17 protein-coding genes are annotated in these 15496 nt (G+C 69.1%); all 17 read left to right on the top strand.

Annotated elements, in window-relative coordinates; genetic code table 11:
- Positions 1-44 precede the first annotated feature (44 nt).
- Positions 45-1439 (top strand): flagellar filament capping protein FliD, encoded by a 1395-nt coding sequence (fliD, locus tag ACVCMI_RS14720; RefSeq protein WP_447098328.1) that lies wholly within the window; start codon positions 45-47, stop codon positions 1437-1439.
- Positions 1440-1470: 31 nt separating this feature from the next.
- On the top strand, positions 1471-1878 hold the full coding sequence (gene fliS, locus ACVCMI_RS14715) for a flagellar export chaperone FliS (protein ID WP_447098329.1): 408 nt from the start codon (positions 1471-1473) through the stop codon (positions 1876-1878).
- Entirely contained in the window at positions 1879-2181 is a 303-nt protein-coding gene (locus ACVCMI_RS14710; RefSeq protein WP_447098330.1) for a flagellar protein FliT, read from the top strand.
- A gap of 210 nt (positions 2182-2391) precedes the next feature.
- On the top strand, positions 2392-2949 hold the full coding sequence (locus ACVCMI_RS14705) for a PilZ domain-containing protein (RefSeq protein ID WP_447098331.1): 558 nt from the start codon (positions 2392-2394) through the stop codon (positions 2947-2949).
- A gap of 383 nt (positions 2950-3332) precedes the next feature.
- Positions 3333-4757 carry a sigma-54 dependent transcriptional regulator gene (locus tag ACVCMI_RS14700; protein ID WP_447098332.1) on the top strand — a complete coding sequence of 475 codons (1425 nt, stop codon included), beginning with the start codon at positions 3333-3335 and terminating at the stop codon, positions 4755-4757.
- A 193-nt stretch (positions 4758-4950) separates the two neighbouring features.
- Positions 4951-5277: a flagellar hook-basal body complex protein FliE gene (gene fliE, locus ACVCMI_RS14695; protein ID WP_447098333.1), complete on the top strand. Its 327-nt coding sequence runs from the start codon at positions 4951-4953 to the stop codon at positions 5275-5277.
- A 44-nt stretch (positions 5278-5321) separates the two neighbouring features.
- Entirely contained in the window at positions 5322-7028 is a 1707-nt protein-coding gene (gene fliF, locus ACVCMI_RS14690; protein ID WP_395119819.1) for a flagellar basal-body MS-ring/collar protein FliF, read from the top strand.
- 16 nt (positions 7029-7044) lie between these two features.
- Positions 7045-8034 carry a flagellar motor switch protein FliG gene (gene fliG / locus ACVCMI_RS14685; RefSeq protein ID WP_395121229.1) on the top strand — a complete coding sequence of 330 codons (990 nt, stop codon included), beginning with the start codon at positions 7045-7047 and terminating at the stop codon, positions 8032-8034.
- Positions 8034-8681, top strand: a complete 648-nt coding sequence (locus ACVCMI_RS14680; RefSeq protein WP_447098334.1) for a flagellar assembly protein FliH — start codon at positions 8034-8036, stop codon at positions 8679-8681. Before fliG ends, ACVCMI_RS14680 begins: the two co-directional genes overlap by 1 nt.
- A 207-nt stretch (positions 8682-8888) precedes the next feature.
- Positions 8889-10256, top strand: a complete 1368-nt coding sequence (gene fliI, locus ACVCMI_RS14675) for a flagellar protein export ATPase FliI (protein ID WP_447098335.1) — start codon at positions 8889-8891, stop codon at positions 10254-10256.
- Complete coding sequence (gene fliJ, locus ACVCMI_RS14670; protein ID WP_447098336.1) at positions 10253-10675, top strand: flagellar export protein FliJ; 423 nt, start codon at positions 10253-10255, stop codon at positions 10673-10675. Before fliI ends, fliJ begins: the two co-directional genes overlap by 4 nt.
- Positions 10676-10757: 82 nt before the next feature.
- Positions 10758-11918 carry a flagellar hook-length control protein FliK gene (locus tag ACVCMI_RS14665; protein WP_447098337.1) on the top strand — a complete coding sequence of 387 codons (1161 nt, stop codon included), beginning with the start codon at positions 10758-10760 and terminating at the stop codon, positions 11916-11918.
- Between the two features lie 359 nt (positions 11919-12277).
- Positions 12278-12772 (top strand): flagellar basal body-associated FliL family protein, encoded by a 495-nt coding sequence (locus ACVCMI_RS14660; protein ID WP_447098338.1) that lies wholly within the window; start codon positions 12278-12280, stop codon positions 12770-12772.
- Positions 12773-12787: 15 nt separating this feature from the next.
- Entirely contained in the window at positions 12788-13804 is a 1017-nt protein-coding gene (fliM, locus tag ACVCMI_RS14655) for a flagellar motor switch protein FliM (RefSeq protein ID WP_395119813.1), read from the top strand.
- Complete coding sequence (gene fliN, locus ACVCMI_RS14650; RefSeq protein ID WP_395119812.1) at positions 13801-14145, top strand: flagellar motor switch protein FliN; 345 nt, start codon at positions 13801-13803, stop codon at positions 14143-14145. Before fliM ends, fliN begins: the two co-directional genes overlap by 4 nt.
- Before the next feature lie 7 nt (positions 14146-14152).
- Positions 14153-14665: a FliO/MopB family protein gene (locus tag ACVCMI_RS14645; RefSeq protein ID WP_447099564.1), complete on the top strand. Its 513-nt coding sequence runs from the start codon at positions 14153-14155 to the stop codon at positions 14663-14665.
- Positions 14666-14679: 14 nt separating this feature from the next.
- Positions 14680-15408 carry a flagellar type III secretion system pore protein FliP gene (gene fliP, locus ACVCMI_RS14640; RefSeq protein WP_395121227.1) on the top strand — a complete coding sequence of 243 codons (729 nt, stop codon included), beginning with the start codon at positions 14680-14682 and terminating at the stop codon, positions 15406-15408.
- Positions 15409-15496 lie beyond the last annotated feature (88 nt).

The following is a 15496-nucleotide window of genomic DNA, read 5'->3' as shown; positions in this document are numbered from 1 at the left end:
CGGACAGCCCGCGGCCGTTTCCCTCATTACAGGAATCGACGTCCATGGCTATCACGGTAGGCTCCACCACACCCACCACGGGTTTGCTTACCTCCATGGGCGTGGGTTCCGGCCTGGATGTCGCCACGTTGGTCGACAAGCTGGTGGCCGCCAAAAAGGCGCCGCAGCAGAACCAGATCACCAACCAGGCCGCCCTGGCCAACACCCAGTTGTCCAGCCTGGGCCAGATCGGTGCCGCGCTCTCCGCTCTGCAGTCGGCCATGGCCTCGATCACCGACGGCAGCGCCTTCAACGCGCGCACGGTGACCAGCGGCGACACCGATGTGCTCGGCGCCAGCGCCTCAGGCAACCCGGTCGGCGGCAGCTACAAGGTGGAGGTGACCCAGCTGGCCACCTCGCTGAAGGCCACCTCCGGCGCGTACGCCGACAGCAGTGCCAAGCTCGGCACCGGCACCTTGACCTTCACGGTCGACGGGCAGTCGATGAATCTGCAGCTGGACGACAGCAACAACTCGCTGGCCCAGGTTCGCGACGCCATCAACAAGGCCAGCGACAACCCCGGCGTCAGCGCCACCATCGTCACCGGCACCGACGGTGCCCACCTGGTGCTCAGTGGCACCCGCACCGGCGCGGCGAACGGCTTTGTCGTCAGCAGCAGTGGCGGCGACGGCAACCTGGCCGCGCTCAACTACGACGCGGCCGCCGCCAGCGGCAACGCGCTCACCGTCATCACCGCCGCACAGGACGCGCAGTACAGCATCGACGGCCTGGCCGGCCACAGCGCCGGCAACAGCATCAGCAGCGCCATCGACGGCCTCACGCTCAACCTGGTCAAGGTGGGCGAGAGCACGCTGACCGTGGCCAACGACCCCAGCAAGGGCAGCGGTGCGCTGAGCAACCTGGTCAACACCTACAACAGCTTCGTGGGGATCTACCAGAACCTGACCAAGTACGACGCCACCAGCGGCACCGCCGGCGCGATGATCGGCGACGCCACCATCAACGGCATCAACAGCACGTTGTCGCGGCTGATTGGCGGCAGCGCCAACGGCACCTCCTTGGCCGCGCTGGGCATTTCGCTGCAAGTGGACGGCACGCTGAAGCTGGACAACGACAAGCTGACCCAGGCGATGAGCGATGGCGGCAAGCTCGCGGGCCAGCTGTTCGGCGGCGATACAGGCCTGGCCGCGCAGATCAACAGCCAGCTCGACCAGTGGGTCGGCAGCAGCGGCACCCTGGCCGGCCGCACCGACAGCATCAGCCAGCAGCTGAAGAGCCTGAAAGACCAGCAGGCCACGCTGGACAGCCGCATGGCCGACCTCACCGCGCGCTACCAGGCGCAGTTCACCGCGCTGGACACGCTGATGAGCAAGCTCAACAGCACCAGCAGCTATCTGCAGCAGCAGTTCGACGCGCTGAACAACACCAACAAGAAGTAGGCAGTTCGCCCCAAGGGGCCAGGAGACGATCATGGGATTCGGTTACGGCGCAGGCGCCTATCAGCAGGTTCGTTCGCACGGCGGCGTGGAGTCGGCCGACCCACATGGCCTGATCACGCTGCTGATGGATGGCGCGCTGGAGCGCCTGGTGAAGGCCCGCGCGCACATGATGCGCGGCGAGACCGGGCCCAAGGGCGAAACCATCAGCCGCTGCATCGAGATCATCGGCGGCCTGCGCGATGCGCTCGACCGCAAGGCCGACCCGACCCTGGTCGACCGCCTCGACTCGCTCTACGAGTACATGAGCCGCCGCCTGCTGCAGGCCAACCTGCGCGACGACGCCGGCATCATCGACGAGGTCAGCCGCCTGATGCAGCAGGTGCGCGACAGCTGGGTGCAGATCGCCCCGGCCCCGGCCGGCCGCGTGGCGGGCGCGTAAGTGTCGCCGTCGCCCGCTGCCGCCACCTCGGCGCTGACCAGCGCGCTGGTCATCACCCGCGCGATGCTTGCCGCCGCCCGCCAGGAAGACTGGCAGCAGCTGCTGCAGCTGGAAGAGGCACGTGCGCCGCTGGTGCATCGCCAGCACGGCAGCGACGTGGTCAGCCAGGCCCAGCTGGGCCAGATCCTCGCCTACGACCGCCAGTTGCAGGCCCTGCTGGGCCAGGCGCGCGACGCGGTCGCCCGCCAGTGGCAGCAGGAGCGCGGCCGCGCCCGCGCCATCGCGGCGTACGCGCAGCCCTGAACCCCCGCATTTGCAGGAGCGCACCCTGTGCGCGATGCCTTTCGTCAAGCCGGCGAAGGCATCGCGCACAGGGCGCGCTCCTGCGGATGCGCGTCGGCGTGCACGGGTGGGCCTCGACCGGAATGACGAGGTGATGACGCCGGCGATACCGGGTCGGCGTTGCCCTAAGATGGAGCGGGAACGGCGACTTCGGCCGACGGGGAGGGCTGCATGATGGGTAACTCCGGATGGAACGAGTTCGAGCAGCGGGTGAGCATCGAGGAGCTGCTGCACGTGGCGGTGGAGCCGCTGGTCTGGCCGCTGCCGCAGGCCCGGGCGCAGGCCCTGGCCGAAAGCAACGGCAATGCCCTCGCTGCCATCGCCGCCCTGGAAGAGCGCCGCGTGGAGTCGGCCGACGACGACAATCCGCTGATGCTGGAAATCCGCCGCATGGATGCCAAGCTCACCGCGCTGGTGGAGATCGTCGATCGCCTGCTGGTGCCGGCAGACACCCTGCCGGCACGGCACTTGGTGCGCTTCAACGCGCGCGGCGCGGTGCTCGGCGCGGAGCTGCCGTTGCCCGGCGACGCGGTGCTGCTCAGCCTGCGTTTCGACCACTGCCGCAGCCTGCCGCTGGAGCTGCCCGCGCTGCGCGAAATGCCATTAGACGATGGTCGAACCTTCGTGCGTTTTCCCACGGTGAACGAGGCGCTGGGTGACGCAATTGAGCGCCTCGTTTTTCGCCATCACCGACGCAAAGTGGCAGAAGCGCGCCAACTGCCCGGGTGAACCCGGGCCCGGCGACCGGTCGTGCCAGCGACGCCGCCGTCGACTCATGTGACCCAGTTCGCAGATCGGCAAGCTCGTGTGTCGGAAATCTCCTACAGCACTCGCAGCGGGGCCAGCACAAATGTTGGTGCTGGATAACGCCCGGTTATGGAAACGTTTTCGGCGTTCCGTGTCGCGTCAGTGAGTTACGGCACTCAGCTCGACCGTGCAGAGGAATTTTCACGCCGCCGGCTTCCGGCGTGCGTCATTTTGTCGGCACGAGCGCGCCGGAAACTGGCCTCCTTGTTGCAACCGGTTCATCAGCCCGGCGACGAATCGCTGGCGGTGACGAAAAATGGCTATGCCGGAAGTTGGTCAGCCAACGATGCAGTACGGAGAGAGAGATGCAGCAGTTCGATTTTCTGGTGATTGAATCCGATGCGGCGCGAGTCAATGCGGTGATGTCGGCGCTCCACTTCCTTGGTTACCACCCGCAGCACGGCGCGCAATGCGTGCACACCGACGAATCTTCCCATGCGTGGCGCGCGGTCTACGTCGGCGGCATCGACGACGTGGCCGAGGCCGAGCGGCAGTTTGCCCTGCTCGGCGCCAGCGCCGCCCACATCCCCGTGTTGCTGGCCGAGGATTCGCCCTGGGCGCAGCGCCTGGGTGCGGCCAAGTCGCCGTTCGCCGGCCGCGTGGCCACGCTGTCGTTCCCGCTCAGCTACGAGAAGCTCACCGAGGCGATGCGCAACGTGTACGCGCGATTGCTCGGCGGCCGCTCCGGCGGGCTGCGTTTTGTCGGCGACTCCGCGCCGATGGTGCGCGTCAATGGCCTGATCCGCCAGGTCGCGCCGTTCGATTCCAACGTGCTGGTGCTGGGCGAATCGGGCACCGGCAAGGAGATGGTCGCCCGCGCGATCCATGAACATTCCCCGCGCCGCGGCAAGCCGTTCGTGGCGATCAACTGCGGCGCGATCCCGCCCGAGCTGCTGGAAAGCGAGCTGTTCGGCCACGAGAAGGGCGCCTTCACCGGCGCGATCAGTGCGCGCAAGGGCCGCTTCGAGATGGCCGAGGGCGGCACCCTGTTCCTCGACGAGATCGGCGACATGAGCCTGCCGATGCAGGTGAAGCTGCTGCGCGTGCTGCAGGAGCGCGCCTACGAGCGCGTCGGCGGCAACAAGACGTTGCACTGCGACGTGCGCATCATCGCCGCCACCCACCGCAACCTGGAGCAGGCGATCGCCGAGGACCGCTTCCGCGAGGATCTCTATTACCGGCTCAGCGTGTTCCCGCTGGAGCTGCCCTCGCTGCGCGAGCGGCTGGACGACCTGCCCGCGCTGATCGCCGAATTCAACCTGCGCGGCACCCGCCGTGGCCTTGGCGTGGTGCGCTTCAGCAGCGGCGCGATGCAGTCGCTGCGCGCCTACCCGTGGCCGGGCAACGTGCGCGAGCTGTCCAACCTGGTCGAGCGCATGGCGATCCTGTTCCCGCACGGCGAAGTGCGCAGCAGCGACCTGCCGGCGAAATACCGCGGCGCCCCGCTGGTCGGCGACGAACACGGCGCCACGGCGCTGGCGATGATGAGCGAAGAGCACGCGATCGCCGGCATTGCGCTGCAACCGGCCGGCGAATCCGAACGCCTGCTGCCGGAAGAAGGCCTCGACCTGAAGGATCACCTGGCCGACATCGAAGTCGGCCTGATCCGCCAGGCACTGGACGCCACTGGCGGCGTCGTCGCCCACGCCGCCCGCCTGCTTCACATGCAACGCACCACCCTGGTCGAAAAACTGCGCAAGTACGGGCTGCAGAGCAGCCTGGCCGCCTAGGGCAGGGAACAGGGAATAGGGAATAGGGAATAGGGAATAGGGAATAGGGAATAGGAAAACTCGAAGGCGGACGCAGCAGCTTTTGCACTTGCGATTCCCTATTCCCTATTCCCACCCCCACTGGCACGCCTCCTGCAACCACCCCCTCGAAACCCCGCCACGCGTCGGGAATACGTCATGAGGACGCACCGCGATGAGCACAATCGACGTCAACAACCTGCTGTCCCAGATGCGCCAGATGACGGCGCAGGTGCGCGCGCCGCAGGCGGTGGCCAAGGCCGCGCCGGTGGCGGGGCAGGCCGATTTCTCGACGCTGCTGAAGGAGTCGGTGTCGGCGGTCGGACGCAACCAGATGGAAGCGGGCCGCATGGCCGCCAGCTTCGAGCGCGGCGATCCGGGCGCGGACCTGGGCCGCACCATGATCGCGGTGCAGAAGGCCGATCTGTCGCTGCGCACGATGGTCGAGGTGCGCAACAAGATGGTCGATGCGTACAAGGAAATCATGAACATGCCGGTCTGATCCCGGCGCCTCGCTGACCCCGCTTACCCCACACGAGCAACACCATGGCCGACAACGCCATCGCAGCCCGCGACAACGACGCGGCGCGACCGGACCCCTTCAAGCAGATCGCCCGCAGCCCGGCCGCGCGCCAGATGCTGCTGCTGGTGGCGATCGCTGCGGCGGTGGCGCTGGGCGTGGCGGTGGTGCTGTGGTCGCGCGGGCCGAACTACGGCCTGCTGTATGCCGGGCTCGACCAGAAGGACGCCGCCGCGGTGGCGCAGGAGCTGCAGGCGGGCAACACGCCGTTCCAGTTGAGTGCGGACGGCTCCTCGATCATGGCACCGGCCGCCGACCTGGCCGGCCTGCGCCTGAAGCTGGCCAGCAAGGGCCTGCCGCGCGGCAGCGCCACCAGCAGCGTGATGCCGGCGTCCGATTCGCCGTTCGGCATGAGCGACCTGGCCGAACGCACCCGCTACCAGCAGATGCTGGAGAGCGATCTCAGCGCCACCATCGGCGGCCTGCAGTCGGTGCGCGCCGCGCGCGTGCACCTGGCGATGGCCAAGCCGTCGGCGTTCATCCGCGACAACCGCGAAGCCAGCGCCTCGGTGCTGGTCACGCTCTATCCCGGCCGCCAGCTCGATGCCGGCCAGGTCGCCGCGATCGTGCACCTGGTCGCCTCCAGCGTGCCCGGGCTCGACGCGCGGGAGGTGTCGGTGGTCGATCAGCAGGGCCAGTTGCTGACCACCGATCCGAGCAGCCCGGCCGCCGTCGGCGACGATCGCCTGCGCATGGCCACGCGCATCGAGAACACCTACGCGCAGCGCATCGAGGAGCTGCTCACCCCGCTGGTCGGCCCCGGCCGCGTGCGCGCGCAGGTGTATGCGGATCTCGATTTCAGCCAGTCGGAAAAGGCCACCGAAACCTACGGCCACGATCACCCGGCGCTGCGCAGCGAGCAGACCAGCAGCGAGCGGCGCGGCGGCGGTGCCGCGGGCGGCGGCATCCCCGGCGCACTGAGCAACCAGCCGCCCAGCCTGGTGGCGCAGCCCACCGCGGCCAACCCCGATGCCGGCAAGGCGAACCCGTCCGCCGCCGCATCCAGCGCCACGGTGGCCAGCGGCGACGTGTCCAGCAGCGCCACGCGCAACTTCGAACTCGATCGCACCATCAGCCACATCAGCGACCCGGCCGGACGACTGGCCCGGCTCACCGTGGCCGTGGTGCTGGACAACAAGCTCGCCGACAAGGGGCCGGCCACCGCCGGCAGCGCCGCCGGTGCGGCTCCCGCCGGCGTGCCGTTCACCGCGCAGGAACTGGAGCGGCTGACCGAACTGACCAAGAACGCGGTGGGCTTCGACGCCGCGCGCGGCGACAGCGTGAGCGTGGTGAACCAGCCGTTCCAGCGCCCGGTGGCGCCCGAGGCGCTGCCCGAGCCGCCGCTGTGGGAGCGCCCCGGCGCGATGGATCTGATCAAGCAGGGCATCGGCGTGCTGATCGCCTTGCTGGTGGCGTTCGGCCTGCTGCGCCCGCTGCTGCGCGGCGTGACGCGCGGCACATCCAATGCCAAGGCGCTGCCCGCGCCGAGGCCGCAGATTTCGGTACGCGTGGCCGATGAGCCGGAGGCCGATGGCCAACCGGCGCGGCTTGCCGGTGCCACGCCCGCGCTCGAGTACGAACAACGCATCGGCCAGGCTCGCCGCCTGGTCGGCGAAAACTCCAGGCAAGTGGCGCAGGTCGTGAGGAACTGGGTAAGCGAAGATGGCAACTAACCAACATGACGCGCCGATCACCGGTGCCCAGCGTGCGGCGATCCTGCTGCTGACTCTGGGCGAGCAGGACGCCGCCGAGGTGCTCAAGCACCTCAGCGCCCGCGACGTGCAGACCATCGGCACCGCGATGGCCGCGCTGACCAGTGTCAGCCGCGAACACGTGACCAAGGCGCTGGACAAGCTAGACGAGGACATCGGGCGGCAGACCTCGCTCGGCGTGGGCACCGAGGAATACATCCGCAAGATCCTGGTCAACGCGCTGGGCGAGACCAAGGCCGGCGGCCTGATCGACCGCATCCTGCTCGGGCGTTCCAGCAAGGGCCTGGAATCGCTCAAGTGGATGGAAAGCCGCGCCATCGCCGAGATGATCAACCAGGAGCACCCGCAGATCATCGCGCTGGTGCTGGCGCACCTGGAACCGGACCAGGCCGCCGAGGTGATCGGCTACCTGCCGCCGCGCGTGCGTTCCGACGCGGTGATGCGCATCGCCACGCTCGACGGCGTGCAGCCGCATGCGCTGAACGAGCTGGACGAAATCATGGAGCGCCAGTTCTCCGGCGGCTCCAAGAAACTCAAGTCCGCCAGCGTCGGCGGGCTGAAGGCTGCCGCCGACATCCTCAACGCGATGGAAGGCAGCCGCGAGGCCGAGCTGATGTCGGCCATCCGCAGCCAGGACGAAACGCTGGGCGAGAAGATCGAAGACCTGATGTTCGTGTTCGAGGATCTGGTGGAGCTGGACGACCGCGGCATGCAGGTGCTGCTGCGCGAAGTGCCCTCGGCCACCCTGGTCACCGCGCTGAAGGGCGCCGAGCCGGAGATCCGCGAAAAGATCTTCGCCAACATGTCCAAGCGCGCCGCCGACATGATGCGCGACGACCTCGAAGTGAAGGGCCCGGTGCGCCTGAGCGAAGTCGACGCGGCGCAGAAGGAAGTGCTCGGCATCGCCCGCAAGCTGTCCGACGCCGGCCAGCTCAGCCTCGCCGGCGGCGGGGATGAGTTCGTCTGATGGTCGCCGTGTTCCACCACGCGGCACAGGACTTCCGGCGCTGGGAACTGCCCGAGGTCGGCAACGATCACCCGCATCGCCGCGCGACCGATCCGCCGGCCCCGCAACCGACCGTGCGCGAGCTGGAGGCGCTGCACCAGCAGGCGCGGGCGGAAGGCTTCACCAGCGGCCACGCCGAAGGGCTGGCTGCCGGCCAGCAACAGGTGCGCGAGCAGCTGGCCCGACTCGCAGCGCTGTGCGACGCCGTCGCCCGTCCGCTGCAGTCGCTCGACGAACAGGTCGAGAAGGAACTGGCGCGGCTGGCCACGGTGATCGCGCGCCGGGTCATCGTGCGCGAATTGAAACTCTCCCCCGAGCTGATCGTGCAAGCCGTGCGCCAGGCCGCGACCGCGCTGCCCGCCGCCGCCCGCGAGCTGCGCGTGCACGTGCACCCGGACGACCTGGCCCTGCTGCATGACCTCGGCGCGGTCGAAAGCCACTGGCAACTGCTCGCCGATCCCGCCCTGGCGCGCGGCGACTGCCGCCTGGAAAGCGAGCGCTCGCGGCTGGATGCGCGGGTGGATGCCCGCCTGGCCGCGGTGGTCGATGCCGTGCTCGGCGACGACGCCGGTGACGAGGTTGTTGCAGCAGGGGAGGGCGATGCATGAGTCCTGTCTCCCGTCACCGCCCCCCGCACCCCGCCGGAAACTCCCTTTCGTCGTTCCAGCGAAAGCTGGAACCCAGCGTCTCCGAAGCACCGGAAAGGCGCTGGGTCCCGGCTTTCGCCGGGATGACGGCAGGATCACCGACGCCATCCGATGGCGACAACCCCCTCTCACTTCCCACCATTCACTCCTCACTCCTCGTTCCCGTCCATGACGCCTGAATCCGCCATCGCCGCACGCCGCCAGACGTGGCAGCAGAAGCTGGCACGGCGGCGCAGTCTCGCCGAGACCGCGCGCACGCTGGTGGTCGAGGGCAGCTTGCGTCGGGTGGTCGGCCTCACCCTGGAGGCCGAGGGTTGCGAGGCCGCGCTGGGCGCGCGTTGCCTGGTCGACACCGCCGACGGCGCCACGCTGGATACCGAAGTGGTCGGCTTCGCCGACGAGCGCCTGCTGCTGATGCCGGTGGGCGACATGCACGGCGTGTTGCCGAATGCGCGGGTACGCCCGTGCGCGCGCAGCGGCGGCCTGCCGGTGGGCGCGGGCCTGCTCGGCCGCGTGATCGGTGCCGACGGCGTGCCGCTGGACGGGCACGGTCCGCTGGAATCGGACGAGCAGGCTGCGCTCAAGGCCGAGCCGATCAACCCGATGGCGCGCAAGCCGATCGACACCCCGCTGGACACCGGCGTGCGCGCGATCAATGCGCTGCTTACCGTCGGCCGTGGCCAGCGCCTGGGCCTGTTCGCCGGCTCCGGCGTGGGCAAGTCCACCCTGCTGGGCATGATGACCAAATACACCAACGCCGACGTGGTGGTGGTGGGGCTGATCGGCGAACGCGGCCGCGAAGTGAAGGAGTTCGTCGAACACACGCTGGGCGAGGAAGGCCGCCGCCGCGCGGTGATCGTCGCCGCGCCGGCCGACGCGCCGCCGCTCAAGCGCCTGCGCGGCGCGCAGTACGCCACCGCGATCGCCGAGTGGTTCCGCGACCGCGGCCAGCGCGTGCTGCTGCTGATGGATTCGCTCACCCGCTACGCCCAGGCGCAGCGCGAGATCGCGCTGGCGATCGGCGAGCCACCGGCGACCAAGGGTTATCCGCCGTCGGTGTTCGCGATGATGCCGGCGCTGGTCGAGCGTGCCGGCAACGATGCCGACGGCAAGGGTTCGATCACCGCGTTCTACACCGTGCTCACCGAGGGCGACGACTATCGCCACGACCCGATCGCCGATGCGGCGCGCGCGATCCTGGACGGCCATATCGTGCTCTCGCGCGACTTGGCCGAAGCCGGCCATTACCCGGCCATCGACATCGAGGCCTCGATCAGCCGCGTGATGCCGGCGGTCGCCACGCGCGAGCACATGCGCAGCGCGCAGCGCTTCCGCCAGGTCTATTCGGCCTATCGCCAGCAACGCGACCTGATCGCGGTGGGGGCCTACCAGAAGGGCTCCGACCCGCAGGTGGACCTGGCCATCGAGATGTGGCCGCAACTGCGTGCGTTCCTGCAGCAGGAAGTGGATGAACCGATCACCCTCGACCAGGCCATCGAACGCCTGGCCGTGCTGGCCGAACAGGTGCATGAATGAGTTCCCGCGCCGAACGATTGCAGCCGGCCGTGGACCAGGCCCGCCAGCGCAGCGAGGATGCGCTGGCCCGTTTCGCCGCGCAGCAGCAGCAGCTGGCGCGCGCCGAACACCAGCTGAGCGAACTGCATCGCTATCGCGACGAATACGCCAACGGCGGCGACGCCGCCTCCACCGTCAGCGCCATGCTCAATCGGCAGGCCTTCGTGCAGCGCATCGACCAGGCGATCACCCAGCAGGTGGCCGAGGTCGCCCGCCAGCAGCGCCAGCTGGAGCTGGTGCGCGCGGACTGGACCCACAGCCACGCCCGCGAGAGCGCGCTGGACAGCGTGGTCGCCCATCACGTCGAGAACGAGCGCCGCGCCGAGGAACGCCGCGAGCAGGCCGAGCTCGACGAACGTTTCCAGCACCGGCGGCCGTGATGCGTCGCGCCCGCCGATCCCGCCTCGGCCACGTGCCTGCGTCTCCGCGCGGCCGTGTTGTCCCGCCAGGAGCCTTCATGCCATGACTGCCACCCACGTCGGATCGTTGTCCGCTTCCACGGTCGCCGCGAAGACGGCTGCGAACACGGGTACGCCGGAGTCGCCGGGCACGGCACCGTTCCACCAGCGCCTGCAGGACGCGCGCGGGCAGGGCGGTTCCCCCGCCCGCGATGCGCACGATGCGCGCCCGCAGCGCGGCCCGGACCCGGGGCGCGACCGTCGCGACGATCCCTCGCCGAAGGGGCCGGACGCGCAGCTGTGGTCCGCCGCCGCTCGCCTGGATACATCGCGCGACGCTGTCACGCCGCCGCCGGCTGCCGACGCCACCGCTCCCACGCTGCCGGTCGCGGCGCCGCCGCCACCGCCACCGCCCAAGGCGATTGCCGACGTGGTCACCGTCGAACCCGCCGGTGGCAAGGACGACGACACCGATACGGGCGCCACTGCCCTGGTCGAAGCGATGCTTGCCTTGATCGCTCCCGCGCCAGTCCATCCCGCCGCACCTGCCGGCAGCGTCGCGGCCGGCATCGTCGACGCCACGGCGGCACGGCTGGCCGCCGCACAGGCCGGGCTTGCCGCGCTCGGCCAGGCCGGAGCAAACGCCGCGCCCGCCGCGCCTGCCGTCGACCCCGCCGTCATGGCCGCGACCACCACCGTCCCTGCCGCCGAACTGCTGAAGCTCGACCCGGACGCCACCCGCGAAACGGTGCGACTCGACCCCGCCCCCGGCGCGGCGCCCGTCATCACCCAGACCGCGGCGACAGTGGCGCCGACTGCCGCGCCGGTGCCGGTGGCCCCTGCACACGCCTTCGCGCAGGAGCTGGGCCAGCAGCTGGCCTGGTTCGTCGGCCATGACGTCAAGCAGGCGCGCATCCGCCTGCATCCGGAAGAGCTGGGTTCGCTCGACCTGAAGATCAGCGTGCAGCACAACCGTGTCGACGTGGTGTTGCAGGCCCAGCATCCCGGCGCCGTCACTGCCGTGCAGCAGGCTCTGCCCCAGCTCGACCAGATGCTCGCCCGCCACGGCTTGTCGCTCGGCCACGCCGACGTGGGCCAGCACGATCGCGGCGGCCAGGCCGGCCATCGCGGACAGGGCGACGAGATCGCCGCCATCGACGAAGTCACCGGCCCCGGCCAGACCGTCCCGCTGACCCAGCTCGGGCTCGTCGACGCCTTCGCCTGAAGCGCTCCCGCGTAGGGCGGGCACCGCCCGCCGGCTTTGGCCATCCCGCATCGCCATGGCGGTGCGGGATGGCGCGACGAGAGCCGGCGGGCGGTGCCCGCCCTACGCCTGAATCCCGATCCGCGCGGTTTGCACTTCCGCGAACAAGCGTGGCGCGCCGCCCATTTTTCGCAGGAGCGCCGCAGACACCCCGTCGGGATGGCGCCGCGCCGCCGTCCCGGCGCGCGTCAAGAAAGCGCCGCCCAGCCCCGAAAATCATGCAAATGCATGAATAAAAACATGTATTTGTGATGGCACGCGGATTGCTTTCCATCTCGCAAGCCGGCGACGGCAGCCCCGATCCCCACACGAGATTCTCCATGAGCGACGACGAAGCACCCGAGGTAGTGGAAGACGAAGAGCTGGTACCGAGCCGGCGTTCGCCCTTGCTGATCGGAATCGTGGCGGTGCTGCTCGTCGCGCTGGCCGGCGGCGGCTACTACTGGCAATCGCATCGCGCCGGGTCGGACAAGCAGGCGAAGGCGGAGGCGAACAAGCCGGAGATCTTCCTGGCCATGGATCCGCCGTTCGTGGTCACCCTGCGTGACGGCGATGCGCTGCGCTACCTGCAGGTGGGCGTGACCCTGATGGCGCACGACCAGGCCGCGATCGGCGTGGCCAAGGACGTCGACCCGATCCTGCGCGACGGGCTGGTGTCGCTGTTCAGCAGCCAGAAATTCGAGACGGTCAGCGAGACCGCCGGCCGCGAGAAGCTGCAGGCCGACGCGCTGGCCGAGGTGCGCAAGGTGGTCGGCAAGCGGCTCGGCCGGCCGGGCATCGACGCGCTGTATTTCACCAGCTTCGTGATCCAGTAGGCGGGAGCCACGGCCATGAGCGACCTGCTTTCCCAGGACGAAATCGATGCGCTGATGGATGGCGTCACCGGCGGCACGGTGGCCACCGGCAGCGACGAACCGCTGCCGCCGGATGCGGTGATCAGCTACGACTTTACCCAGCAGGACCGCATCGTGCGCGGCCGCCTGCCCACGCTGGAGATGGTCAACGACCGCTTCGCGCGGTTCTTCCGCACCGCGCTGTTCGGCGTGCTGCGCAAGACCTGCGAGGTCTCGGTGCTGGGCGTGAAGATGGTGAAGTTCGCCGAGTACGTGCACGGCCTGGCGCTGCCCAGCAACTTGAACATGGTGCGCATCAAGCCGCTGCGCGGCAACGCGCTGGTGGTGTTCGAGCCGCGCCTGGTGTTCACCGTGATCGACAATTTCTTCGGCGGCGACGGCCGCTTCCACGCGCGCATCGAGGGCCGCGACTTCACTGCGACCGAGAATCGCGTGATCCAGATCATGCTCGCCGAACTGTTCGGTGCGATGGCCGAGGCGTGGGCGCCGGTGCTGGCGCTCAACTTCGAGTACCTCAACTCGGAGATCAATCCGCAGTTCGCCAACATCGTCAGTCCCACCGAGACGGTGGTGGTGTCGCGCTTCCACGTCGAACTGGACGGCGGCGGCGGCGAAGTCCACCTGACCATGCCCTACGCGATGGTCGAACCGATCCGCACCCTGCTCGACGCCGGCGTGCAGAGCGACCGCATGGATGGCGACGACCGCTTCGCCGAGATGCTGCGCGAGGAAGTGCTCGACGCCGAGGTCGACGTGAGCTCGCTGCTGCTGGAGGCGCAGCTGAGCCTGGGCCAGTTCCTGCACTTGCGCCCCGGCGACGTGATCCCCGTGCAGCTGCCCGAGCTGACCACCGTGTATGCCGAGGACGTGCCGGTTTTCCGCGGCCGCTACGGCCAGTCCAACGGCCGCAACGCCGTGCGTTTCCATGTCCCGGCCGGTCGTCGCGAGCGACAGGCAGCCACCGATCCCTCCACCCGGAAGAACCTCTCATGAACCAGTCTGCAGATGCCTTCGCCGATGCCGGCGAGCGCGTTCAATTCGATGCCCTGCACGGGGCCGCGGCCGATGGCGGCGACGTCAACCTCGACATGATCCTCGACGTGCCGGTGACCCTGGCGATGGAAGTCGGTCGCACCCGCATCAGCATCCGCAACCTGCTGCAGCTCAACCAGGGCTCGGTGGTGGAACTGGACCGCGCCGCCGGCGAGCCGCTTGACGTGTTCGTCAACGGCACCCTGGTGGCGCACGGCGAGGTGGTGGTGATCAACGAGAAGTTCGGCATCCGCCTGACCGACGTGATCAGCCCCGCCGAGCGCGTGCGCAAGTTGCGGTGACAGCGCCGTGAATTCGCCCTTCGACAGGCTCAGGACAGTGAAACCGGATCGCGCAGGCAGGATGCCGGAGCGAACATCGGCGCAGCCGATGACCCGCAGGGCGAGCCGCCGATGCGGCGAGTCAATCGGGAATCGGATTGTCGCGGCCCTGGCGCCGGCAGCGTTGCCCGCCGCCGACATCAACGTGGGCGGCGAACTGCTGCGGGTGATCGTCAGCCTGGTGGCGATCATCGCGATGATTCTCGTCGCCGGTTGGGTGACGCGTCGGTTGCAGCGTCGGCCGGGCGGCGGCGGGCGGCGCATCCGCTGCGTGGAATCGTTCGCCGTGGGCGCGCGCGAGCGCCTGCTGCTGCTGGACGCGGACGGCAAGCGGCTGTTGATCGGCACCGGCCCCGGTGGCATGCGCACCCTGCATGTCTACGACGGCGAAGCGCCGCGCGACATCGTTCCGGCGGCATCGAACGAGCCGCTCAAACCCGTGTTCGGCGATTTGCTGGCGCGACTGAAGGTGCGCTCGTGAGCGCGCGGCACTGGATCATCGGCGGCGCGCTGCTGCTGTTGCCGCTGGCCACCCTGGCGGCCACGCCGGGCATTCCGCTGGTGAACGTGCAACCGGCCGCCGACGGCAGCCAGAGCTGGACGCTGTCGCTGCAGATGCTGGCGCTGATGACGGCGCTGACGCTGCTGCCGGCGATCGCGCTGATGATGACCTCGTTCACCCGCATCATCATCGTGCTCGGCTTCCTGCGCCAGGCGCTTGGCACGCAGTCCACGCCGCCCAACCAGGTGCTGCTGGGGCTGGCGCTGTTCCTCACCCTGTTCGTGATGTCGCCCGTGCTCACCCGCGCCTACGACGACGGCATCAAGCCCTACATGGACGGCCAGATCACCGCCGAGCAGGCACTGCCGGCGGCCTCCGCACCGTTCAAGCATTTCATGCTCGAGCAGACCCGCGACGCCGACCTTCAGCTGTTCACCCGCCTGGCCAAGGAGAAGCCCTATGCCAGCAAGGCCGACGTGCCGTTCAAGGTGGCGATGCCGGCGTTCCTCACCAGCGAGCTGAAGACCGCGTTCCAGATGGGCTTCCTGCTGTTCATCCCGTTCCTGATCATCGACCTGGTGGTGGCCAGCGTGCTGATGTCGATGGGCATGATGATGGTCTCCCCGATGATCATCTCGCTGCCGTTCAAGATCATGCTGTTCGTGCTGGTGGATGGCTGGACGCTGTTGCTGGGGACACTGGCCGGGAGTTTCTACACGTGAGCGCGTGTTCGCCGACCGCCGTGGGCTCTGGCTACTTTGTAGGAGCGCACCCTGTGCGCGATGCTCTTGCGCTTGTTGCATTCAAAGG

The sequence above is a fragment of the Rhodanobacter sp. UC4448_H15 genome (assembly GCF_052978265.1).
The sequence above is the reverse complement of the archived record's forward strand: the minus strand, read 5'-3'. Positions and strand labels throughout refer to the sequence as shown.

Coding starts and splice junctions, on each gene's coding strand:
- fliF (WP_395119819.1), top strand. CDS start 5,322: ATGGCCGACAACGCCATCGCAGCCCGCGACAACGACGCGGCGCGACCG.
- ACVCMI_RS14680 (WP_447098334.1), top strand. CDS start 8,034: ATGGTCGCCGTGTTCCACCACGCGGCACAGGACTTCCGGCGCTGGGAA.
- fliN (WP_395119812.1), top strand. CDS start 13,801: ATGAACCAGTCTGCAGATGCCTTCGCCGATGCCGGCGAGCGCGTTCAA.
- fliD (WP_447098328.1), top strand. CDS start 45: ATGGCTATCACGGTAGGCTCCACCACACCCACCACGGGTTTGCTTACC.
- ACVCMI_RS14660 (WP_447098338.1), top strand. CDS start 12,278: ATGAGCGACGACGAAGCACCCGAGGTAGTGGAAGACGAAGAGCTGGTA.
- ACVCMI_RS14705 (WP_447098331.1), top strand. CDS start 2,392: ATGATGGGTAACTCCGGATGGAACGAGTTCGAGCAGCGGGTGAGCATC.
- fliM (WP_395119813.1), top strand. CDS start 12,788: ATGAGCGACCTGCTTTCCCAGGACGAAATCGATGCGCTGATGGATGGC.
- fliS (WP_447098329.1), top strand. CDS start 1,471: ATGGGATTCGGTTACGGCGCAGGCGCCTATCAGCAGGTTCGTTCGCAC.
- ACVCMI_RS14700 (WP_447098332.1), top strand. CDS start 3,333: ATGCAGCAGTTCGATTTTCTGGTGATTGAATCCGATGCGGCGCGAGTC.
- fliI (WP_447098335.1), top strand. CDS start 8,889: ATGACGCCTGAATCCGCCATCGCCGCACGCCGCCAGACGTGGCAGCAG.
- fliJ (WP_447098336.1), top strand. CDS start 10,253: ATGAGTTCCCGCGCCGAACGATTGCAGCCGGCCGTGGACCAGGCCCGC.
- ACVCMI_RS14665 (WP_447098337.1), top strand. CDS start 10,758: ATGACTGCCACCCACGTCGGATCGTTGTCCGCTTCCACGGTCGCCGCG.
- fliE (WP_447098333.1), top strand. CDS start 4,951: ATGAGCACAATCGACGTCAACAACCTGCTGTCCCAGATGCGCCAGATG.